This window comes from Chitinophaga niabensis (assembly GCF_039545795.1).
GTDB classification, from domain to species: domain Bacteria; phylum Bacteroidota; class Bacteroidia; order Chitinophagales; family Chitinophagaceae; genus Chitinophaga; species Chitinophaga niabensis_B.
In genome coordinates, this window is record NZ_CP154260.1 from 6,831,940 (window position 1) to 6,854,246 (window position 22,307).

Genomic DNA, 22,307 nt, shown 5'->3' on the forward strand with positions numbered 1-22,307 from the left:
ATTTGGGTTAATTACTTTCCTTACCAATTTATCAACCTAAAACAAACAGTAAGATCGAGAAAATTTCTACTCCATGTAAAGCCGCCTCATTCGGGGCGGTTTTCTTTTGGAGTTGCAAAGAAATTAAAGGAGAACGACTTCAGTTTTGCCGGTGGGATACCGTACATCTTCTTAAATGCCGTTGAAAAATGATTCGGCGAACTATAGCCTAAGTGATCTGCTACCTCATTCACATTCATCTTTCCTTCTGCCAGTATCTGGCGGGCTGTTTTCATCCTCATTTCCTGCACATAACCAAAAACAGTGTGTCCAAACAATTGTTTGAACCCTTTTTTCAATTTAAACTCATTCAATCCAAACCTTCTGCAAAGCAGGCCCAGGCTTAGCGATGGTTCAAGATAATGTTCCCGCAGGAAAGATTTGACCTGCTGTAAACGCTTAACGTCTGTTGCGGAAATACTTCTCGTGGCCGGAATGGTCTTCACATGAAAGTGCAGTAATGCCTGAAGTGGATCCCACAGGTCTGCATACTGATCGTCTATTACATCAGTTAAAGTGGTTTGTTCTTTTACCAGGAATGAAACGTGGTCTGAAAAGAACGCATGGTTTGCGATGGCCTGGTGCGCATCGGCTTGCATTTTTGGGGTCATAACTCTAAATCCGTTTTACGTATATGTTTATCCGTTTATCGTACTATCCACCGGGGTTGAGTGGAATAACTTTGATGCAACAAAAATAATCATAAACATGTTGCGGAAAATACTGAAATGGATAACTGGCGGGATTGGTGTATTGGTGGCGTTGATCCTTATATTTTATTTCTTAATGTATATGGTGGTAAGTAACAAGAGGGACAAAACATACAACGTAGAAGTACGGATGTTTGATATTCCTTCGGATTCAGCCGCCATAGCGGAAGGAGCGCATATATACGCTACAAAAGGTTGTGCAGACTGCCATGGAGAGGATCTCTCCGGAAAAACTTTCCTCGAAGACGGGATGGTTGGTACCATCAGAGCGGCAAACCTTACCTCCGGAAAAGGAGGCAGACCAGCAAATTATACTGACCGTGACTGGATCCTGGCACTGCGCCATGGATTAAAAACAAACGGTAAACCCCTTATAATAATGCCTTCATATGATTATTGTAAACTGGCGGACCATGATCTGGCGCGCCTTATTGCTTATTGCAAATCTGTGCCTGCAGTGGATGCTGAACCGGCGCTCGTTAAGCTTGGCCCGTTGGGCACTGTATTATCGGGTTTGGATAAACTTCCGCTGATACCAGCGGAACAGATAGACCATAAAGCGCAGTATCCTCAAAAGATAGAAAAATCTGTATCTGTTGAATATGGAAAATATCTTACCCTGTCCTGCGTCGGTTGTCATAAACCCAACCTGAAAGGAGGAGATAACGTTATTCCCGGCGGTACGCCAGTGCGCGATATCACGGCGAGTGGCAATATTGGTAAATGGACGCTTGATCAGTTTATCAAGGTATTGCGCACAGGCGATACGCCGGATGGCCGCAAGCTGAATAATGCAGATATGCCCTGGCAAATGACGAAGAACTATACGGACGACGAATTACAGGCCCTTTACCTATATCTCAAAACACTGTAAGATGTCTCTGCCCCGTACGATCAGCAACCCGATCATTGGCGACAAGGTCACTTTCCTGGAAACCACGGAAGAAACGGGTGGATCTCATGTTACTGTGATGGTGGAACTTGCGCCGGGTGGAAAGAATGGTCTGCATTTTCATACTACTTATAAGGAGAAGTTTGAAGTGATGGAAGGTGAGCTGGGGTTGCGGATCGGAAAAGGATTTCTTTTCCTTTCTAGGGGTGGCATAGCAGAAGTGCCGTTATATGAACGTCACCTGTTCTTCAATCCAAGCGGCAAGCGCCCTGTTACTTTCAAAGTAACGATTACGCCAGCCAGGCAATTTGAAGCCTGCCTGCGCGTTGCTTATGGACTGGCAACAGATGGGAAAGTACGCAAGGGCGGTATTCCGCTTAAGCTAACTCATCTGGCCATACTGATGGAAATGGGAGAAACCTATCTGACTTTTCTGCCTTATTGGTTGCAGGTCAGATTGTTTCGTTACCTTGGGAGGATTGCAAGAAGAAGAGGTGTTTTAAAAGAGCTGGAACCGTATTATAAATCGTAGAGACGCAAATGGATGCGCCGCTATTTAAATGTGATCTTACAATGTTATTTCTTTTCGTTGCCTTTATCAGAAATGCCGCAAATTTTATTTTTTGCTTTTTTCACGATATCATCCGCTTTCTCAATCCAGGAAGTCTTCGTCAGCTTTGGGTTTAGGTGCGGAGGCTCCAAAGCCTGCAAACCAAACATCCACATTACCGGCAATAGCTGCAGGTAACTTACTTTTCACGAAATCTTTAACGGTATCAATGGCTTGAATGGCTTGTTCTTCAGTAAGGCCTGCTCTGTCTTTGAGGTTCTGTATAAGCTCTTGCATGGGTAAAAAATGATGGTTGTTAAAGAAAAGATACTGCCGTAACAAGGTACGAAAAACAATGTATCTCTTCTCCAACAACCATCAAAGATTATAATAAGTTTACGCTACTTTCAGTGTCACCAGTGTGCTCTTCTCCAGTTTTTCTTCGGCGTAGGCACGTGTGAGTTCAAAAGATTTTTCATCTGTAGATGGCAGGTGGAACATGGCATCTGCCAGCAACACTTCACAGATTGAGCGAAGTCCGCGGGCTCCCAGCTTATATTCCAGGGCTTTGTCTACAATATATTCAACAGCATCATCTGCAATTGTCAGATCTATTCCTTCTACCTGGAAGAGTTTCTTGTATTGCTTCACCAGGGCATTACGCGGTTTGGTGAGGATATCTTTCAGCGCGTCTTTATCCAGTGTATTCAGATAAGTAACAACCGGTAAACGGCCCAACAGTTCAGGGATCAATCCAAATTGCTTCAGGTCCTGTGAGTTTACGTAGCGGAGGATGTGTTTGCGTGCATCTTCTTCCTTGTCTTTATTCACAGTGAAACCGATGGAGTGTGTCTGGATCCTGCGGCTGATAATACGGTCTACACCATCAAATGCACCTCCGCATATGAAGAGGATATTTTGTGTGTTAACCTTGATGAGCTTTTGTTCCGGGTGTTTACGGCCGCCCTGTGGTGGAACCAGTACTTCTGTACCTTCCAGCAGTTTCAGCAAACCTTGCTGTACACCTTCGCCGCTTACATCACGGGTGATGGAAGGGTTATCACTTTTACGGGCGATCTTGTCTATTTCATCGATATAAACGATTCCTCTTTCAGCTGCTTCCACATCATAGTTACAAACCTGCAGGAGGCGGGTAAGGATGCTTTCCACGTCTTCTCCCACATAACCAGCTTCCGTGAAAACGGTGGCGTCTACAATGGTGAAAGGAACGTTCAGCAGTTTAGCGATGGATTTTGCCAGGAGGGTTTTACCGGTACCGGTTTCTCCCACCATGATCAGGTTGCTCTTTTCAATTTCCACATCATCTTCCAGTACCTGTTGATTCAGTCTTTTGTAGTGGTTATAAACGGCCACTGCGAGTATCCTTTTGGCATCGTCCTGCCCGATCACATATTCATCCAGGAACTTCTTGATCTCTACCGGTTTGGACACTTTTGGAACAAACAGGGAGGAGCTGGATTTTTTGGTGTCGCCGGAAGGCGCAAATTCCTGCTCAATGATCTCCTGCGCATTGGCCACACAATTTTCACAAATGTGTCCCTCAGCACCAGCTATCAGTATCCTTACTTCGTCTTTATTACGATTGCAGAACGAACAGCGTATTTTGGATTCTTTCATTTAATATTTTTTAATATAACATTCAGCTTCCCACCAAGGGGGATACAAAATTACACTTTTTCGCGGTTAACAGGCTGCCGGACGGGTTGAAATTAACATACCTTTTGGAAGCCGCAGGGCAGGGCTAAAATGAAAACGTCCCGCCGGGGCGGGACGTTTCAGGATTATTGAGGATTATTTTCCGCTGCTTTTTTCCTTGGATTCTTTTCGAGTACGTCATCAATAATGCCGTATTCTTTAGCTTCATCAGCTGTCATCCAATAGTCACGATCGGAGTCTTTTTCCACTTTTTTGATGGGTTGACCGCAGTGACCGGCAATGATTTCGTTCAGCTCTTTCTTCAGCTTTACGAATTCGCGGGCTGTGATCTCGATATCAGAAGTTTGACCTTCTGCACCGCCATGTGGCTGGTGGATCATTACGCGTGCATGTTTCAGCGCGGTACGTTTTCCTTTAGAACCGGCTACGAGCAATACTGCACCGAAAGAAGCCGCCATACCTGTACAGATAGTAGCGATATCCGGAGAGATGATCTGCATTGTATCGTAGATACCGAGGCCAGCGTATACGCTACCACCGGGGCTGTTAATGTACATTTGAATGTCGCGGTTGCGATCAGCTGATTCCAGGAATAATAACTGGGCAGTGATAACATTCGCCACATAATCATTTACGGGATCGCCTAAAAAGATGATCCGGTCAGCCATGAGACGGGAAAATACGTCCATCTGCGTAACATTCAGCTGACGCTCCTCAATGATATAAGGGGTCAGAGAGTTGATCTGGTGACTTTTAGCGTAACTATCTACCACCAGGCTACTGATACCGCGGTGCTGGATGGCATATTTCCTGAATTCGTTGTTAATGTTCATGATGGTGATGTTTATGAGGTAATTTTACAAATTCGTCAGCGGTTATTTCCTCTTCTTTCACGTTCACCTTTGTTTCTGCCCAATCAAACAGCTTTTGAGTGATCATTTCGCGGTATGTTTGATCAACATATTTTTCGTCCTGCAGCAGGCGGTCCAGGTAGCTATCCAGCCATTCTGCCTGTTCGCCGCCAATACCATAGTAACCCATGATCTTGGTACGTGCATTTTCTTTCAGTTCTTCGAAAGAAACTTCCAGGGAATTATCACGGATCAGTTTATCGCTGATCAGTGTCCAGCGGAGCTGATGGTCGAAATTAGGGTATTCGTGCTCGGCTTCCTCTGCTGTTTTAGGCTTTTCACCACCTTTTTGCAGCCAGCGTTTGAGGAATTCTTTAGGAAGCTCGATGGGAGTTTCGTGCACCAAAGTTTCAAACAGTTCGTTGTGGAGGTGATTGGTAGCTTCCTGTTTCCAGTATTTACCGATCTCTTCCTTCAGTTTGTCTTTGAATGCTTCTACTGTTGTAATGTCCTGGCCGGGATAAACTTCCTTGAAGAATTCTTCATTCAGTTCTCTTTTTTCGATCAGTCCTACTTTGGTAATGGTTAACTGGAAGTATTTCTTAGCGGCATCTTTTTCATTTGCCAGTCCAAGGTCTTTTTGAATAAACTCTATGCGTTCTTTATCGAAAGCTTTACCCAGCTGGATATTGAGGGTATCGCCAGCTTTTTTGCCCTGGAGTTTATCCTGTACATCTTTGGAGAAGTATTTCACCAGCAGGGAGTTCTCTTTCTTTTCAGCACCTTCAGCTACATTGCCTTTGGCATCGCTTTCCAGGAATTCCAGGGTGAGCACGTTATCTTCAGAAGTGATGGTTTCAGGTTCAGACATTTTGCCACCTTTCAGCTGAAGGCGTTCCAGTTCCTGTGCTACTATTTCATCCGTAACCTTTACATTATAACGGGTGAGAGTGGTTTTATCAAGAAGGGGGGTAGCATCGAAAGAAGGTTTCAGACCAATTTCGAAGTTGAAGTCGTATGCCTCAGGTTGAGCGTAGTTGAAGTTTTTGGCTTCTTCATCCAAAGACAAAGGCTGAGCAAAGATCTCCAGTTTCTCTGTTTGGAGGTAACCCATCAGTTCCTTTTCAACGGTTTTCAGTACTTCGTCCTGGAACAGGGCCTGACCGCTCATTTTTTTGATCATGCCCGCAGGAACCTGACCTTTACGGAAACCCGGAATATTAGCTGTTTTAGAAAAGTGCTTTACGGCTTTCTCGAAATTGGGAAGGTAGTCTTCCTGGCTCACTTTCACAGTGATCTTATCATTTAATAAACCAATGTTCTCTCTGGTTACGGTTGCCATTTGTTTTTTGTTAATATATTAAAACACAGAATATAAAAGCTATTTCAGGGCATAGCAGCATGTCTAACGAAGATTGTGCCATGCGCCTGTAGAGAGGGAGTCCCTGCCTTTTTAGCAGTTAGGATGAAGCGTTGGCAGTCAATCTTCACTTTGAGCTGTCAACGCTCCGGGTAATTTCAGTGCGGGTGATAGGACTCGAACCTACATACCGTGAGGCACCAGATCCTAAGTCTGGCGTGTCTACCAATTTCACCACACCCGCAAATTCAAAAAGCCTTTATTTTAAAGGACTGCAAAGGTATCGTTTTTTGGGAATTATAAAAATATTTGGACCTAAGATGGCCTTAAACCTCCTACCCTAGCTTAATCCTTGCTTCATCCTTGCTTCATCTTGCTTTCCAGAGCGGGTTTAAGCTACTTTGAAGCAAGGATGAAGCAAGGATTGGCAGCAGAATGTCAGTAGTTGTCCCCTGTTCCAATACTGCTGCTGATTTCGTAATTTTGATCTTAGCATGGAAACTGTGACCGTTCAAAAATATGATCTCAACGAAGAGCAGGAAAAAAAAGAGATCGTCCGGCATTACCGGGCCCTGTTACGAGCCCTCAAACCCCGTTTGAAGAAAGGGGACCGTGAACTTGTACGTACCGCTTTTGAAATGGCGGCGGATGCCCATAAAGATATGCGCCGTAAATCAGGCGAACCCTACATTCTGCATCCCCTGGCTGTTGCACAGATCACTGTGGAAGAAATAGGCCTGGGAGTACGTTCTGCCATCTGCGCCTTATTGCACGATACGGTAGAAGATACAGAAGTGACGCTGGAAGACGTGGAAAGGGAGTTTGGAACCGAAATAGCCCATATCGTTAACGGCCTCACCAAAATATCTACTGTTATTGATTCCAATACCAGTACCACACAGGCTGAGAACTTCAAAAAGATATTACTGACCCTGGCAGACGACCCCAGGGTGATCCTCATTAAACTGGCAGACCGGCTGCATAACATGCGCACGCTGGATAGCATGAGCCGGGAAAAACAACTGAAGATAGCCTCCGAAACTGTATTCGTATATGCTCCCCTGGCACATCGCCTGGGCCTGTATATTATTAAGAGTGAGCTGGAAGACCTGGCCATGAAGTATACAGAGCAGGATAAATACCGGGAAATTGCCCGCCGCCTCAAGGAAACCAAGCGGGAGAGGACTCGTTATATTAACGAGTTCATCAAACCAATTAAAGAGGTATTACAGGAAGAAGGTTTCGATTTCGAAATATACGGACGCCCTAAAAGCATCCATTCCATCTGGAATAAGATCAAAACCAAGGGCGTTCAGTTTGAAGAGGTGTACGACCTCTTTGCCATTCGTATTATCCTGGATTCCGCCGTGGAAAAGGAAAAGGCCGATTGCTGGAAAGTGTACTCCATCATTACGGACTTCTACCACCCCAGCCCTGAACGTACCAGGGACTGGCTCAGCAACCCCAAAAGCAATGGGTATGAGGCACTGCACGTAACCGTGATGGGACCCAATGGTAAATGGGTGGAAGTGCAGATCAGGAGCAAGCGGATGAACGACTATGCAGAAAAAGGGGTAGCTGCTCACTGGCGTTATAAGGAAGGTAACCAAACTGTGCAGGAATCCAAATTTGAGCAGTGGTTCACCCAGATCAGGGAGATCCTGAACAGCCCGGATTCCAATACACTGGACTTTCTGGCAGACTTCAAGAGTAACCTGTTCACAGAAGAGATCTACGTTTATACGCCCAAGGGAGACCTTAAAATACTGCCGGTAGGCTCTACTGCACTGGATTTTGCTTATTCTATCCATAGTGCGGTGGGGAACAAGTGTATCGGGGCCAAAGTGAACTACAAGCTGGTACCTTTAAGCCACAAGCTGCGCAGCGGGGACCAGGTGGAGATCATCACTTCCAATAAACAGAAGCCCTCAGATGACTGGCTCAACTTTGTTCTCACGGCCAAAGCCAAGAGCAAGATCAAGGACGCATTGAAGGAAGAGAAGCGTAAAGTGGCCATGGATGGGAAAGAGTTGCTGGAGCGCAAGCTGGACCATATGAAGGTTTCTGCCAGCCAGTACAACATCAATGAGCTGGTTCAATTCTATAAACAACCCTCACCGCTGGACCTCTACTACCAGATAGCGGTACGTAATATCGATCTGAAAGAACTCAAGCAGTTCAATGTGCTGGGAGATAAGCTGGAACCGCCCAAACCGGTGAAACTGCCGGAGGTGGTGATAGAAGAACCTCACCAGAAGCAGCCATCCAAGAAAGATGCGGAACTTATCATATTCGGGGAAAGCTCTGATAAAATTGCCTATAAGCTGGCAAACTGCTGCAGGCCCATTCCCGGGGATGATGTATTTGGCTTTATCACTGCCAGCGAAGGATTGAAGATCCATCGTACCAATTGCCCCAATGCTGCGCAGTTGCTGGCCCATTATGGTCACCGGGTAGTGAAAACGAAATGGGTGAAGAACCGGGAAATATCTTTCCTTACAGGCTTACGCATTGTGGGGATGGACGATGTGGGGGTGATCCACAAGATCACCAATATCATTTCCGGAGAGCTCAAGATCAACATTGCGGGGCTTACCATTGAATCCAAGGAAGGATTATTTGAAGGTTTGATCAAAGTTTTCGTGCACGATAAGGATGAACTGGAAGAATTAGTAACCCGCTTAAAGGGCCTTGATGGCATCCAGAGCATCAACCGGTTGGAAGATTAAGGATTATTTCTAGAACTATTCATTCAATCGCCTTATTTTTGCGACTCTTTTAAACCATAAATTACAATTCAACAATGGTAGATGTACTGCTGGGGCTGCAATGGGGCGATGAAGGCAAAGGTAAGATCGTAGATTACTTTGCGGGCAAATATGATGTGATAGCCCGTTTTCAGGGTGGACCCAATGCGGGTCATACGCTGTATGTCAATAATCAGAAGGTTGTGCTGCACACCATTCCTTCCGGAGTGTTCCACAATAATACCCTTAACCTCATCGGAAACGGTGTGGTACTGGATCCTGTAACCTTTAAAAAGGAATGTGAGAAAGTATCCGCGCTGGGTATTGATCTGAAAAAGAACCTTTACATCGCCGAGAAGACACATATCATTGTACCTACTCACCGTGCACTGGATAAAGCTTCTGAACTGTCCAAAGGACTGGAAAAGATCGGATCCACGCTGAAAGGCATCGGGCCGGCTTATATGGACAAAACAGGCCGCAACGGATTACGTGTAGGGGATGTACTACATGCAGACTTTGAGGCATCTTATACCAAATTAAAGAACAAACACCTTCAGTTACTGGCTAATTACGACTTCAGTGAAGACATTTCCGAGTGGGAAAAAGAATTCTTTGAAGCAGTGGCCTTCCTGAAGGAAATGAATATCGTAAGCGGTGAATATTGGCTAAATGCCCATCTGAAAGCAGGAAAGAAAGTGCTGGCAGAAGGTGCGCAAGGAAGTATGCTGGATGTTGACTTCGGTACTTATCCTTTTGTTACATCCTCAAACACCATTTCCGCGGGCGTTTGCACAGGTTTGGGTATTGCACCAAAATGGATCAGGGAAGTGATTGGTGTAACCAAAGCATACTGCACACGCGTAGGTAGTGGTCCGTTCCCAACGGAGCTGGAAGATGAAACAGGAGAAACACTCCGCCAGGCTGGTCATGAATTTGGTGCAACAACAGGGCGTCCCCGCCGCTGCGGCTGGATTGACCTCGTAGCATTGGATTATACCTGCATTTTAAGTGGTGTTACCCAATTGGTGATGACCAAAAGTGATGTGCTGGATGCTTTTAAAGATGTATACGCTTGTACCGCATATGAAATAAATGGTAAGCAGACGAAAGAAATGCCGTTTCAGCTCAATGGCCTGAGTATCAAACCAGTATTGGAACATTTCGCCGGTTGGTCCACACCAACAGCAGATAGCCGCCAATACAATGCATTACCTGTGGAAATGAAAAATTTCTTATCTTTTGTGGAAAGCTATCTGGGGGTACCTGTGCAATTCGTTTCAAACGGCCCGGGACGCGACCAGATACTGGAAAAGTAAAGAGGAAAAAATACAAAAAAAAGAGTCAAAAAAAAATTTGGCTAATCAAAAAAACTGTTAAAACTTTACGCAAGAATCTAATTGCAACGTACCATTATGAAATCAAATTCTGATAAAGAAAAAGAGACTAAAAAGACTGCTTCTTCACAGACTGGTAAAGCCTCTGAAAAAAAGGCCAGTGCTAAGCCTAAGAAAGAAGTAGACGAAGATGATGAGGACGAGGAGGAAACTCCCCGTAAGTCTGCTGCTTCTCAAAAATCAGATAAGCTTGCGGCAAAATCCAAGAAGAAAGACGAAGAGGATGATGACGATGAGGAAGATGATGACGATGATGCGCCAAAGAAATCCGGAGCTAAAAAAACGGCTAAGGCAGGCGCCAAAAAGAAGAAGGATGATGACGATGAAGATGATGACGATGATAGCGATGATGAAGGAGACGATGATGATGCGTGGGAAAAAGGCGAAGATGAGGACTATGATCCTGACTTCGAAGAATTTGATATGCCTAAAGCTAAGAGCAAACGTGGCCGTCCAAGTACCAAGAAAGGAGATGACGATGATCTGGATATAGACGATGAGTTCAAGGACATGGATATGTTCAACGACCGGTTCGATGATGATGACGATGATGATTACTAATTCGTAAAAGTGCTATCATACAGTTTTCCTGTTAAAAATATAAGCGCATTTAAACAGCAAATGTTGAGCTGGGGCAACCGGTTCAACATTTGTTGTTTTTTAGACAATAATGATTACCGCTTAAGGGGTCAACGCGCGGAAGCACTGCTGGCAGCAGATGCTGTAGAGCAGCTGCAATGTAACGCCGGCACTGCATTTGAACAGTTACGCGCGTTTCATACTGCCCGCCCCGGTTGGTTATTCGGCCACCTGGGGTATGATCTCAAAAACGAAACCGAAAAACTCTCTTCCGTTCATCCGGACGGTATCCAATTTCCTGATCTCTTCTTTTTCAGACCCCGTTATCTGCTGCTTTTAGAACAGCAACAGGTATTGATTAGCGGGGAAGACCTCACGGAAACAGCTGCGCGTAAGATCTATGAGGCCTGCCTGGCTGAACCGGAAAACCCTCCCGCAGAAGTTACCTGGGCATCTTTTAACCTGGAAGCCAGGATGGATGAAGCCTATTACCTGGCAGCCGTGCGTTCCCTGCAGGAGCACATCCGCAAAGGAGATTGTTATGAAGTGAACTTTTGCAGAGAGCAGTATGCATATACTACTATAGACCCATTGGTATTATTCCGCCGGCTCAATGTTTTATCGCCATCGCCCTTTGCTGCTTACTATCGTACGGGAGATAAATACCTGGTTTGCTCCAGCCCTGAAAGGTTCCTGCGGAAAGAAGGCAATACACTCATTTCCCAGCCCATCAAAGGAACCATTACCCGCGCCACGGACCCTGCTGCGGATGATCTGCTGCGCAAGGAATTACTGCATAATCCAAAAGAAAGGGCGGAGAACGTGATGATCGTAGACCTTGTGCGTAATGATCTCTCCAAAACTGCGGTGCAGGGAACAGTGCATGTGGATGAACTTTTCGGGATCTATGCCTTTCCGCAGGTGCATCATATGATCTCAACGGTGATGGCTACACTCGATGAACGCTTCCATTTTACAGATGCCATCCGCGAAGCTTTTCCCATGGGCTCCATGACGGGTGCGCCTAAAGTAAGGGTGATGGAACTCATAGAACAATATGAACAAACAAAACGTGGCCTGTTTTCAGGCGCTGTTGGTTATATCACTCCGGAAGGGGATTTTGATCTCAATGTAGTCATCAGGAGTGTGCTGTACAATGCAGAACACCATTACCTGTCTTTCCAGACAGGCTCTGCTATTACCTTTAACAGCACACCGGAAAAAGAATGGGAGGAATGTCTTTTAAAAGCAAAGGCCCTGAAAACAGCACTAGGTCTTTAAGGCCCCGATCAATTGTTTCACTGCTTCTTTTACTACGGGATAGGAGAATTGAAACCCCGTCTGCTGGATCTTGGCAGAAGAAACCTTTACACTTTTCAATACCTCAATACTCATTTCCCCCAGGGCCAGCTTCAATGCAAAGGCAGGCGCATGAACTGTTATGAAGCTATTTCCTTTTGCGGCATGGGCCAAAGAAGTAACCAGTTCCTGGTTGGTTACAGGATGCGGTGCTACTGCATTATAAACACCATTCAGCCTGTCGTTCACAATGGCATTGAAATACAATCTTACCAGGTCCTGCAGGTGGATCCAGGATACAAACTGGTCTCCACTCCCCATCACAGTCGCAAAACCCAGTTTCAGTGGTTTGTGGAATTCTTTGAGTGCACCGCCTTTGAGGCTTAGCACAATACCTGTTCTGAAAATGATCACTTTTTTGCCCAGGGTTTCTATTTGCCGCACACTATCCTCCCAGGCCTTGCAGGTAGTGCCGAGGAAGTCAGTTGCCGGAGGATCGTTCTCTGTAAAAGCATGGTCTGTATAAGCCCCGTAATACCCTGTGGCCGAGGCGCTGATCACTTTTCTTACTTTATTGGGATGCTGGCGGAGCTGCTCAAATAATAGCTGGCTGCTTTGTACACGGCTGTCTATTATTTCCTGTTTACGTGCTTTTGTCCAGCGGGCATCTGCTACGCCGGCTCCTGCAAGATGAATGATATGATCGGCTTCCTGTAAGGCAGTGGTATCCAGTGTTTTGCGTTCCAGGTCCCATGAGGCGTACCTTAGCTGAGGATGGTCTGAGGACATCTTTTTGCGGGAAAGGACGATCACTTTGTATCCTTTCTCCAATAACAGGGAGGTAAGGGCCCGGCCAATAAGCCCGGTACCGCCGGTAATTAAAACCGTATCCATCATGGTTTGCCAGCTTTTTGATAATATACGCCCTAAATTTAAGCAATAAATCGCGCTCATGGGAAATATACACCTTACACCCTTTCCCCCCTTTGCAATAAGATAATTTTCGTGTAGGTTTGAAAACAGAAGCATGCATAAAATAGCCAAGTGTTACGTTTATCCTGTATCAAACCATAAATAGTTATCCATGCGCATTCGATCCATCGTACAAATTTTTGCCCTCCTGCTGTGCGGAACAGTCGCAACCGCCCAAAAGGTCACTTATTCAGAGCCGGAACGGGATGATTATAAATCCACGGAGTTTGAAATAATAGGTAAGATTTCGGGTAATATCCTTGTATATAAGGCCGATCGCGGTGATTATCACATTTCTGTGTATGATAATGGCATGCAGCTGAAGGATAGAGTGAAGCTGGACTTTTTGCCGAAGAAGCTGATCAGTGTGGATTTTGTGAATTATGGCGATAAAGCATATATGCTCTACCAATTCCAGCGCAAGGATGCAGTATACAGCTTCTGCGGCATCGTGAACAGCATGGGGGTATTTGAATCTGCGCCTGTGATGGTGGATTCCACCCGTATCGGCAATTTCTCCAAAGACAATAAAGTATATTCAGTAGAAGTATCGGAAGATAAAAGCCGCATCCTGGTGTACAAGATCAACCAGGATAAGGAAGATAACCATGTTTTCTACACCTTTCTCTACGACAGCGCATTTAACCTGGTCAATAACAGCCGCGTTTCCCTGCCCATGGAAACCAAGCGCCACTTCCTGAGCAATTTCAATCTTAATAACGATGGGGACCTTATTTTCACCAAACTGGAAAGGACCACTAACCGGGATTATATCACCAATGGAAAGATTGTGATCAAAAGAGCGGTGGTGGATGATTTTGAGTACCAGGACTTTGAATCGAAAGGGTTATTGCTGGATGAAGTGAAGGTGAAACTGGATAACCAGGATAAACAGGCCCTTGTTACTGCATTCTACTATAAACAGAAGAGAGGGAATGTGGAAGGTTTGTACCTTTTCCGCCTGGACTATGGCCAACGGCAACGGTTATTCGAAAAGCTGGTGGCATTCAGCCCTGAGCTGAAACAAAGCGCCCGCGGGGAATCTTCCACTTCTGCGGCCTTCAACGATTATTTTATCCGCAAGGTGATCAATACCAAAAACGGGGGCTTTTTGCTGACGGCAGAAGCTTATTATACTACTTCCCGTACCCAGCCCTGGAACCGCTGGAACTATATGTATGGCGGTTATGGCGGATACAGCCCCTATTATTATTCACCTTATTCCCCTTATTATTATAACCCCTATGGTTGGAATGATGCCCAGGGAACCCGTTACCACTATGATAACGTGGCCATCCTTTCATTTGACGACAAAGGGGAGCTGACCTACAGCAATTTTGTGCATAAAAGTCAGTTTGACGATGGTGCTGATCTTTACCTGAGCTATATGCTGGTAAATGTGGGCAGTGAACTGCATTTCCTGTTCAATGAACTGGACCGCCGGCAGTATGTACTGTCTGAAAACACCATTGGGCCTGATGGCAAAGTGAACCGCATGCCTACACTGCGCAACCTGGATAAGGGTTTCACCTGGATGCCCCGTTATGGCAAACAGATCAGCAGCCGTACCGTACTGATCCCCTGCATTTACAGGAATTATATTTGCTTTGCTAAAATTGACTTTTAATTACACCTTTGCACCGTGATACGTTTTTTTAGATCAGGCAATCCGCTGACGGTTTTGCTGCTGTTCATCTACACGTTGCTCGTTAAATTCTACTATCTTTTACACCCGTCTCTCTATCAGGCAGATGGTTCCGAAGGTTTGCTGTATAACGCTTTAACCGGCTGGCTGGAAGGGATAGTGGGCAAGAGCCCGTTCTTTTTCACCTCCCTGGTGCTGCTCCTGCAGTTCCTGCAGGCCTTGTTGCTGACCCGTACCATTAATAATCACCGCCTTTTTGCCAAAGATACTTACCTGCCTGCCATGAGCTTTTTGCTCTTCACTTCTTTACTGGAGGGCTGGAATGTGTTTTCTCCTGCGCTGATCGTAAATACCATCATGCTGTGGATCTTTGCCAGCATTTCTGATCTTTACATGCGCTCTTCCGCAAGGGATGTAGCTTTTAATATTGGTTTTGCCCTGGGAATCTGCGGGTTATTCTATTTCCCGGCCATCCTTTTTGTGCTGTTGTTGTTCCTGAGCCTGCTCATTATGCGGTCTTTCCGGCTGGCAGAATGGATAATAGGGTTATTGGGGCTGTTCTGCCCTTTCTACCTGCTGGGTACTTACCTGTTCCTGACGGACAAGTGGGACCTGATCTACGAAATGCCCCGGATAGGGTTCCATTTACCGATGATCACAGATTACAAGGTTTGGGGCGCGCTGATTGCAAATGTGTTGTTCTTTGCAGTGGGCTGGCTGCTTTTGCAGCGGACTTTCAAGAAAATGCTGATCCAGGGGCGTAAGATCTGGGCAACGGTGGTTGTTTATGTATTGGTGGCCATGTTCGTGCCCTTTTTCAGCGAGCATTTTTCCCCTAATTACTGGGTATTGGTGGTACTGCCGATCTCCATGTTCGTAGGGAATGTTTTCTGGTCCATTACTAATAACGGTATTGCAAGCGCTATACACATACTCGTTTTAGCATATGTTATTGTAATGCAATACTTTTCGCATTAAGCCTGGTGTTAGTGGAATCATAAATTCTATGAGCGGTTATGGTAAATTCCTCAAGGCTAAGTAATTTTGCTTTTTCCGGAACGAGCGAAGGCGAAGTTCCATCTGACCTATAAAAAACAAATATTAACTGATGAAACGGAGCGAAAGCGAAGTTCCATCTGATCGATAAAAAACAAATAATTACAGATGAAATTTGGTGTTGTTACATTTCCAGGCTCAAACTGCGATCAGGACATGATTGATGCATTGCGTTACGACCTTAACCAGGATGTTATTGCGCTTTGGCATAAAGACAAGGATCTTAGCATGTTTAGTACGGAAGATTGCGTGCTGCTGCCAGGTGGCTTTTCTTATGGCGATTACCTGCGTTGCGGGGCTATTGCCAAATTCAGCCCTATGATGCAGAGCGTAATTGAGTTTGCCAAAAAAGGCGGCCGTGTAATAGGTGTTTGTAACGGATTCCAGATCCTTTGCGAAGCTGGTCTGTTACCAGGTGCCCTGCTGAAGAACCAGAATCAACAGTTCATTTGCAAAAATGTGTTCATGAAAAGCGAGAACACCCAGGCATCTATCACCAAAGATGTAACGGGCAGGCCGCTGATGATCCCTATCGCACATGGCGAAGGCAGATATTATGCTGATGATGCCACACTGGACGAGCTGTTTAAACATAACCAGGTGCTTTTCCGCTATTGCGATGAGTTTGGCAATATTATTGAACATGCTAACCCGAATGGTGCTATCCGCAACATTGCAGGGATCTGTAATAAGGAGAGAAATGTTTTTGGAATGATGCCGCACCCTGAAAGGGCTTCCAGCGAAGTACTGGGTAACCGCGATGGGCAGCTGATCTTCCAGAGCCTTATCAATAACAATTAGATCAACCACCAACCAGAAAAAAAAGAACTATGAAGAAATTACTCGTTGCATTGTGCATGTTTGCACTGCCCATGCTGGCTTTAGCACAGGAAGAAAACCCGGTTAAATGGGAATTCACCTCTAAGAAGGTCAATGCCACTACATATGAAGTGATTGCCAAAGCTACTATTGAAAAAGGCTGGCACGTATATGCACAGGAAGCTGGCGAAGGCCCGATCCCTACCACTTTTAAATTCGCTAAAAACCCACTGGTTGCAACAACCGGTAAAGTAAAAGAAGTGGGTAAAATGCATAAAGCATTCGACAAGAACTTTGATTCAGAACTGAAGTATTATGAAAACACCGTTTCCTTTGTACAAACAGTTACGGTAAAAGGGAAAGCGGCTACAAAGCTGAAAGGCTCTGTAGAGTTTATGGTCTGCGATGATCACCAATGCCTGCCACCTACAGAAGTAGAATTCGCTTTTAATGTAGGAGGAAAGTAAGTTGACCACTCCAATACATCATTATATTCAGGTATAGCAGGAACGAGTTCTTTACAGGAACTCGTTTTTGCATTTACATTCTTTACAATCTGTTAAGTCTATCATATATATGAAGTACTTTTTATTATTCCTTACCAGCTTCCAGCTAATACTCTGGCCTGACCTGTATGCGCAGGATGCAGAGGCCACAGCAAAGCAGGTGAAGTGGACGTTTGCAGCAGAAAAGACCGGAGAAGGAGAATACACCTTAAAATTTAAAGCCAATATATCCGAAGGCTGGAAGTTATTTTCTACCACTATGAGTGATGATGATCCCAATACCCGCGTTATCCTGGATACCATCAGTGATGTAAGGGCTACTATTGTGAGCCTGGGGTTTGAAGGTCAGGAAAAGAAAGCTCCGGAACCTTTAATGGATAACAAGGAGATCACTTTCTTTGAAAAAGAGGTAACAATTAAGCTGCTTGTTAAATACAAAGGCGCTGTTAATAATCTGAAAGGAACACTGAATTATTTTATCCTGAAGGGAGAAGAGATCATTCCGGAAGAAGCAGAATTCCGTTTTAAAGCGGATGCAGCTGGTAATCTTTCCGGCGGAGAAGGTGGCTTGCAGGCTTCAGCTGATCAGGCCAATAAACTGAAACGGGATAATATTGATCTCCAGAACCCTGTGAACAAAGTAGGCGGTATCGGTAACGAAGGGGAAACAAACCCCTGGTTCATCTTCCTGCTTGGATTCCTGGGAGGGTTGCTGGCACTGGTAACACCTTGCGTGTTCCCCATGATCCCGCTCACCGTATCGTTCTTTACAAAGAGCGCGCAGGATAAAAAGAAAGGCATTTTCAATGCCACCATGTATGGCTTTTTTATCTTCCTGATCTACATCTTATTCAGCGTGCCTTTCCATGTAGCAGGATTGGCAGAGCCTGAGATCTTCAATAACATTTCTACCAACGTTTGGCTGAATGTATTCTTCTTTGTGGTGTTTGTGGTGTTTGCCATATCTTTCTTCGGATATTTTGAGATCACATTGCCCAGCGGATTAGCCAGCAAGGCAGATTCCAAAGCAAATAAAGGAACACTGGTAGGTATCTTCTTCATGGCATTAACGCTGGTAGTAGTATCCTTCTCCTGTACAGGCCCTATCCTTGGTTCTCTGCTGGCAGGCTCTTTGGGTTCTGATGGCGGTGCATGGTTGCTGACTGCCGGTATGGCCGGTTTTGGCGTATCCCTGGCATTACCGTTTGCATTGTTTGCCATGTTCCCGAACTGGTTAAGCTCCCTGCCAAAATCAGGTGGATGGCTTACTTCCGTAAAAGTGGTATTAGGTTTTATTGAAGTAGCACTGGCGATTAAATTCCTCTCCAATGCGGACCTCGTAATGCACTGGGGTATCCTGCATCGTGAAACCTTCTTCCTCATCTGGATCATTATCGGATTGCTGACCACGCTCTACCTGTTAGGGTTGATCCGTTTCCCGCATGATAGTCCTGTGAAGAAGCTGGGTGGCATCAGGATCTTCTTTGCGGTTATCTTTGGCGCCTTTACGATCTACCTGCTTCCGGGCGTTACCAATACCAAATATGCCAACGTAAGACTGATGAGCGGATTCGCGCCACCGATGTCTTATAGCTGGTATGGTAACAGTGCGCATGAAAAAGGTGCGGTAGAGCCCAACGTGATCAATGATTACGATAAAGCGCTCGAGCTGGCCAAAGCACAGAACAAACCTATCCTCATAGACTTTACCGGATGGGCTTGTGTGAATTGCCGGAACATGGAAGAGAATGTATGGACAGATCCTGAAGTGCATGCACTGATCAGGGATAACTACATCCTCGTTTCATTGTATGTGGATGATAAAAAGAGGTTGCCGGAAGATGAGCAGTTCATGCACACTTTCCCTGATGGCCGCAAGAAACCGATCAAAACTATCGGGAATAAGTATGCTACCATGCAGACCCTGAACTTCAACAACAACTCACAACCTTTGTATGTATTGATCAGTCCTGAAGAAAAGTTGCTGACCTATCCTGTGGCCTACACGCCAAATATCCAGGAGTACGCAAACTGGCTCAGATCTGGCCTGGATGCATTTAAGAAGGTAAAGAAATAAAAAAGGAAAGCCGTCCCGGAATGTGGGACGGCTTTTTTTTCGGTGCATCCGTTTAACTAAAATAAGGATTGGCCGCAGCCCTGGTAAGTTTTGCCATCGAACCTGATGGTGACGGTCATGGGGTGTTTTATATCTGCATCATCCGTGCACCGCTTGTTCTCAAATTTTGCGGTGAGGGTGTGATCTTTAATAGTGGTGATGAATTCTGTTGCTTCATTATCTCCTTTCTGCGCATCACTATAAGGGAATTCATATTTATCCTGGTTGTAGTTCATATGCAGGATGATCTTTTTATTCGGGATCACTGCAATGCTCCATCCGGGTTCATTACCGGTACCCCAGTGCGAGGCCCCATCTTTACGTACAATATTTGCTCCTTTGCTCAGGTCTTTTCTATCTGCTTTTACTGCCGTCAATACTTTTGCCACCAGTTTGCTTACTTCAGCCGGTTGCAAACGGTAATCGCTTGGCGCAGCAGGAGACTGATAAGCAGTGAATGCCGCTTTTTCAAGGCTGGGCAGATCTGCTGCAGCCCGTGTTTCTGATTGCAGTACGGAATCATTACCATAATAAAAACTGTTCTCTGTTACATTCTTCTCACTTTCCACAATCTCCCGGAGCAATACAGGTTTGCCGGACAGGGAGTCCAGGTAGATCCAGGTCTGCGGAGCTTTGATCCGCTGATCTCCTTCCGGATAAAGAAGTACACGTAATGGCTGTCCGCTGTTATTGAAGGTAGCCACTATGCCATTTGAGTTCTCTCCGTTCAAAAAATCGTGAAGCGCCAGCAGGTAATAATCGGAACCGGATTTTTCATCAATGTCTCCCACATAAGTACTGATTTCGGTAGGCGTACTGCTTACGGCTGTAGCATTCGTCTGCACACTGTCTGTCTCCGCCTTTTTTTCTGAGGAGGGACCGGCACATGCAGCCAACATCATTGTTAAAAGAAAGAATAAAGAATATGGTTTCATATTTATAGGTTTACGGGGGAGGTATAAGCAAATCCTCTGCCAGAATAATTTGAACCAGATCAAGTTATTGTTTTTCAATGACATATATATTTATAACCCCTTTCACTTCAAGATTGCTTCAAATTTGTGTGTAATTTGCAGAAGATATGAAAGTCTTGCTGATAGAGGATAACGAAGAACTGGCCAGCAGTATTTCTGAATTTCTGGGAAGAGAGGGGTATATCTGCGAAGTGAGCTATAATATCACGGATGCCCAGGATAAGCTGATTTCATTTCAGTATGATTGTGTGCTGCTGGATATCATGTTGCCGGATGGGAATGGATTGCAGCTCCTGTCTTTTATAAGAACGGAGCGCATACAAAGCAGCATCCTGATACTGTCTGCCAAAAATTCGCTGGACGATAAGATTGCCGGGCTGGAAGAGGGTGCAGATGATTATCTCACCAAACCTTTCCACCTGCCGGAACTACATGCCCGCCTGCGTGCCATTTACCGGCGCAAAAAGCTGAACGGAAGCAATGTCATTGCCTTTAATGAAATAAGTTTGAATATAGATACGCTGGAAGCTACTGTGAACGGGCAATTACTGGATATGACACGTAAGGAGTTTGACCTGCTCCTTTATTTTGTAGTGAACAAGAACAGGGTACTTTCCCGCCAATCCATTGCAGCACATCTGTGGGGCGATTATACAGACAATTTCGCGAACTTTGATTTTGTATACCAGCACGTAAAAAATATCAGGAAAAAGATCAGTGCAGCAAACGGTACGGATTATATTGGAACAGTGTACGGGCTGGGATACAAGTTTAATACATCAAAGCAATGAAGCTCGTTGATAAATTCACCTTATGGTTCCTGGGTATTACAATGGTGATCATACCTATCAATAGTGTGATCACTTATTATAGTATCAAACGGGAGATCGATAAATCAGCTATTGAACGCCTGAAACATGTGAATGTGCGGGTGGCTGAACAGATCGGGAAAGGGCAGCCGCCGGCAGAATATACTGCAGGCTGCAGGGTGCTCTATGCCAAAACTGATACGGCTTTTGCTGCCGATCACTATGTTATTACAGAAAGAGATGTAACCCAGGATCCCCTGCTGAATGATAATGACCGCAAGATCATTGTTACTTCTTATCATAATATCCATAATCAATATTACAGGATCACTTCCGGCGATTATGTATCGCGCTCGGAACAGATCCTGGCGGGGTTGAGGATCTCCATCATGTGGAAGCTGATCATCTTAGTGGCCATGGTGGTATTAACGGCCAGGGTAGCTTCCCGTGTGGTGCTGGCCCCTTTTAACGGCACCATTAAAAAATTGCAGTTATTCAACCTGAAATCCAAGAAGCGGCTGGTGTTACCGGAAACGCGTACAAAAGAATTCAAGGAACTGAACCTTTTTGTGAAGAAGATGACGGATAAGGCAGTGGATGATTATAGCTCCCTCAAAGAATTTTCCGAAAACGCGTCACACGAACTGCAAACGCCACTGGCCATTATCCGCAGTAAACTGGAACTGTTATCAGAATCTGATATCCAGGGAGACCAGGCTGTACTTATCGCGGATATGAATAACGCAGTAGAGAAGCTGACGCGTATTAACCGCTCACTGGTATTGTTATCCCGCCTGGAGAACAATGAATATGAAGCTACGGAAGAGGTGCCATTTGATCAATATACCAAAGAGGCCCTGGGCGCTTTCTGCGACCTGATAGCCCTGAAAGAACTGACCGTAAAGTCCAGCATCGAAGAGCCCGTTTGCCTGAAGCTGCATGCCTCACTGGCAGACATTCTGCTCAATAACCTGCTCAGCAATGCCATCCGCCACAATATGCCTGGTGGTACCATAGAAGTGATCCTGAACCGGGAATTCCTGATGGTAAAAAATACCGGAAAAGCGCCGGAAAATCCTACCTCGGAAATGTTCCAGCGATTTAAGAAAGGAAGCCAGTGTAATAACTCTATCGGAATTGGTCTGTCAATTGTAAAACAGATATGTGATATGAATTCCTTTGAAATCCAGTACCACTATACATCCGGACTGCATATCCTTATCGTGAACTTCCCCCCGGAATCCCATTCTTCAAAATTGCTTCAAAATGATGAGCGCTATTTGCATGAGAGAATTCAGCTTTAAAGCTG

General features: G+C 45.3%; 20 protein-coding genes and 1 tRNA gene. 13 read left to right on the forward strand and 8 right to left on the reverse strand.

All coding sequences use genetic code 11. The features are described from left to right. Nucleotides 1–86: 86 nt before the first annotated feature. A complete protein-coding gene (locus AAHN97_RS27590) occupies nt 87–650 on the reverse strand; it encodes a helix-turn-helix transcriptional regulator (protein WP_343305292.1) in 564 nt (187 codons plus the stop codon). A 97-nt stretch (nt 651–747) separates the two neighbouring features. On the opposite strand from AAHN97_RS27590, the gene AAHN97_RS27595 reads away from it, so the two are divergent. Both AAHN97_RS27595 and AAHN97_RS27600 read left to right on the forward strand, forming a co-directional pair. Further along, the gene (locus tag AAHN97_RS27595; RefSeq protein WP_343305293.1) at nt 748–1,623 is read left to right on the forward strand and encodes a c-type cytochrome; all 876 of its coding nucleotides are present in this window, start codon (nt 748–750) and stop codon (nt 1,621–1,623) included. 1 nt (nt 1,624) lies between these two features. Further along, nucleotides 1,625–2,173: a cupin domain-containing protein gene (locus AAHN97_RS27600; RefSeq protein WP_343305294.1), complete on the forward strand. Its 549-nt coding sequence runs from the start codon at nt 1,625–1,627 to the stop codon at nt 2,171–2,173. A gap of 120 nt (nt 2,174–2,293) precedes the next feature. Here the strand turns inward: AAHN97_RS27600 and AAHN97_RS27605 are convergent, their stop codons facing one another. The 5 genes from AAHN97_RS27605 to AAHN97_RS27625 form a co-directional block, all read right to left on the reverse strand. Then, nucleotides 2,294–2,488, reverse strand: a complete 195-nt coding sequence (locus tag AAHN97_RS27605) for a hypothetical protein (RefSeq protein ID WP_343305295.1) — start codon at nt 2,486–2,488, stop codon at nt 2,294–2,296. 99 nt (nt 2,489–2,587) lie between these two features. Continuing rightward, entirely contained in the window at nt 2,588–3,829 is a 1,242-nt protein-coding gene (clpX, locus tag AAHN97_RS27610; protein WP_343305296.1) for an ATP-dependent Clp protease ATP-binding subunit ClpX, read from the reverse strand. A gap of 164 nt (nt 3,830–3,993) precedes the next feature. Then, entirely contained in the window at nt 3,994–4,701 is a 708-nt protein-coding gene (gene clpP, locus AAHN97_RS27615; RefSeq protein WP_074240888.1) for an ATP-dependent Clp endopeptidase proteolytic subunit ClpP, read from the reverse strand. Next, nucleotides 4,691–6,061 carry a trigger factor gene (locus AAHN97_RS27620; RefSeq protein WP_343305297.1) on the reverse strand — a complete coding sequence of 457 codons (1,371 nt, stop codon included), beginning with the start codon at nt 6,059–6,061 and terminating at the stop codon, nt 4,691–4,693. Before AAHN97_RS27620 ends, clpP begins: the two co-directional genes overlap by 11 nt. Before the next feature lie 180 nt (nt 6,062–6,241). Further along, a tRNA-Leu gene (locus AAHN97_RS27625) sits at nt 6,242–6,323 on the reverse strand. Between the two features lie 250 nt (nt 6,324–6,573). Here AAHN97_RS27625 and AAHN97_RS27630 point away from each other — a divergent pair. The 4 genes from AAHN97_RS27630 to AAHN97_RS27645 all read left to right on the forward strand — a co-directional run bounded on the left by AAHN97_RS27630 (nt 6,574) and on the right by AAHN97_RS27645 (nt 12,083). After that, complete coding sequence (locus AAHN97_RS27630; protein ID WP_343305298.1) at nt 6,574–8,808, forward strand: RelA/SpoT family protein; 2,235 nt, start codon at nt 6,574–6,576, stop codon at nt 8,806–8,808. A gap of 74 nt (nt 8,809–8,882) precedes the next feature. Further along, on the forward strand, nt 8,883–10,145 hold the full coding sequence (locus AAHN97_RS27635; RefSeq protein ID WP_343305300.1) for an adenylosuccinate synthase: 1,263 nt from the start codon (nt 8,883–8,885) through the stop codon (nt 10,143–10,145). A 96-nt stretch (nt 10,146–10,241) separates the two neighbouring features. Continuing rightward, on the forward strand, nt 10,242–10,784 hold the full coding sequence (locus AAHN97_RS27640) for a hypothetical protein (protein ID WP_343305301.1): 543 nt from the start codon (nt 10,242–10,244) through the stop codon (nt 10,782–10,784). Nucleotides 10,785–10,844: 60 nt separating this feature from the next. Beyond that, nucleotides 10,845–12,083, forward strand: coding sequence for an anthranilate synthase component I family protein (locus tag AAHN97_RS27645; protein WP_343305302.1), 1,239 nt, complete (start codon nt 10,845–10,847; stop codon nt 12,081–12,083). On the opposite strand, the gene AAHN97_RS27650 is transcribed toward AAHN97_RS27645, so the two are convergent. Further along, the gene (locus AAHN97_RS27650; RefSeq protein WP_343305303.1) at nt 12,072–12,998 is read right to left on the reverse strand and encodes a TIGR01777 family oxidoreductase; all 927 of its coding nucleotides are present in this window, start codon (nt 12,996–12,998) and stop codon (nt 12,072–12,074) included. The genes AAHN97_RS27645 and AAHN97_RS27650 overlap by 12 nt on opposite strands. Before the next feature lie 187 nt (nt 12,999–13,185). Between AAHN97_RS27650 and AAHN97_RS27655 the strand changes: the two genes are divergently transcribed. From AAHN97_RS27655 to AAHN97_RS27675, 5 genes are all read left to right on the forward strand, one after another. Next, nucleotides 13,186–14,700 carry a hypothetical protein gene (locus AAHN97_RS27655; RefSeq protein WP_343305304.1) on the forward strand — a complete coding sequence of 505 codons (1,515 nt, stop codon included), beginning with the start codon at nt 13,186–13,188 and terminating at the stop codon, nt 14,698–14,700. Nucleotides 14,701–14,715: 15 nt separating this feature from the next. Next, a complete protein-coding gene (locus tag AAHN97_RS27660; protein ID WP_143197511.1) occupies nt 14,716–15,696 on the forward strand; it encodes a hypothetical protein in 981 nt (326 codons plus the stop codon). Between the two features lie 234 nt (nt 15,697–15,930). After that, nucleotides 15,931–16,575, forward strand: a complete 645-nt coding sequence (gene purQ, locus AAHN97_RS27665; RefSeq protein ID WP_430516960.1) for a phosphoribosylformylglycinamidine synthase I — start codon at nt 15,931–15,933, stop codon at nt 16,573–16,575. Nucleotides 16,576–16,604: 29 nt separating this feature from the next. Continuing rightward, complete coding sequence (locus AAHN97_RS27670) at nt 16,605–17,060, forward strand: protein-disulfide reductase DsbD domain-containing protein (protein ID WP_343305306.1); 456 nt, start codon at nt 16,605–16,607, stop codon at nt 17,058–17,060. A gap of 109 nt (nt 17,061–17,169) precedes the next feature. Beyond that, nucleotides 17,170–19,176, forward strand: a complete 2,007-nt coding sequence (locus tag AAHN97_RS27675) for a protein-disulfide reductase DsbD family protein (protein WP_343305307.1) — start codon at nt 17,170–17,172, stop codon at nt 19,174–19,176. A 56-nt stretch (nt 19,177–19,232) separates the two neighbouring features. On the opposite strand, the gene AAHN97_RS27680 is transcribed toward AAHN97_RS27675, so the two are convergent. Then, complete coding sequence (locus tag AAHN97_RS27680; protein WP_343305308.1) at nt 19,233–20,150, reverse strand: hypothetical protein; 918 nt, start codon at nt 20,148–20,150, stop codon at nt 19,233–19,235. 146 nt (nt 20,151–20,296) lie between these two features. On the opposite strand from AAHN97_RS27680, the gene AAHN97_RS27685 reads away from it, so the two are divergent. Further along, complete coding sequence (locus tag AAHN97_RS27685; protein WP_343305309.1) at nt 20,297–20,980, forward strand: response regulator transcription factor; 684 nt, start codon at nt 20,297–20,299, stop codon at nt 20,978–20,980. Beyond that, a complete protein-coding gene (locus tag AAHN97_RS27690; RefSeq protein ID WP_343305310.1) occupies nt 20,977–22,302 on the forward strand; it encodes a sensor histidine kinase in 1,326 nt (441 codons plus the stop codon). The genes AAHN97_RS27685 and AAHN97_RS27690 overlap by 4 nt, the downstream gene beginning before the upstream one ends. The last annotated feature ends 5 nt before the right edge of the window (nt 22,303–22,307 follow it).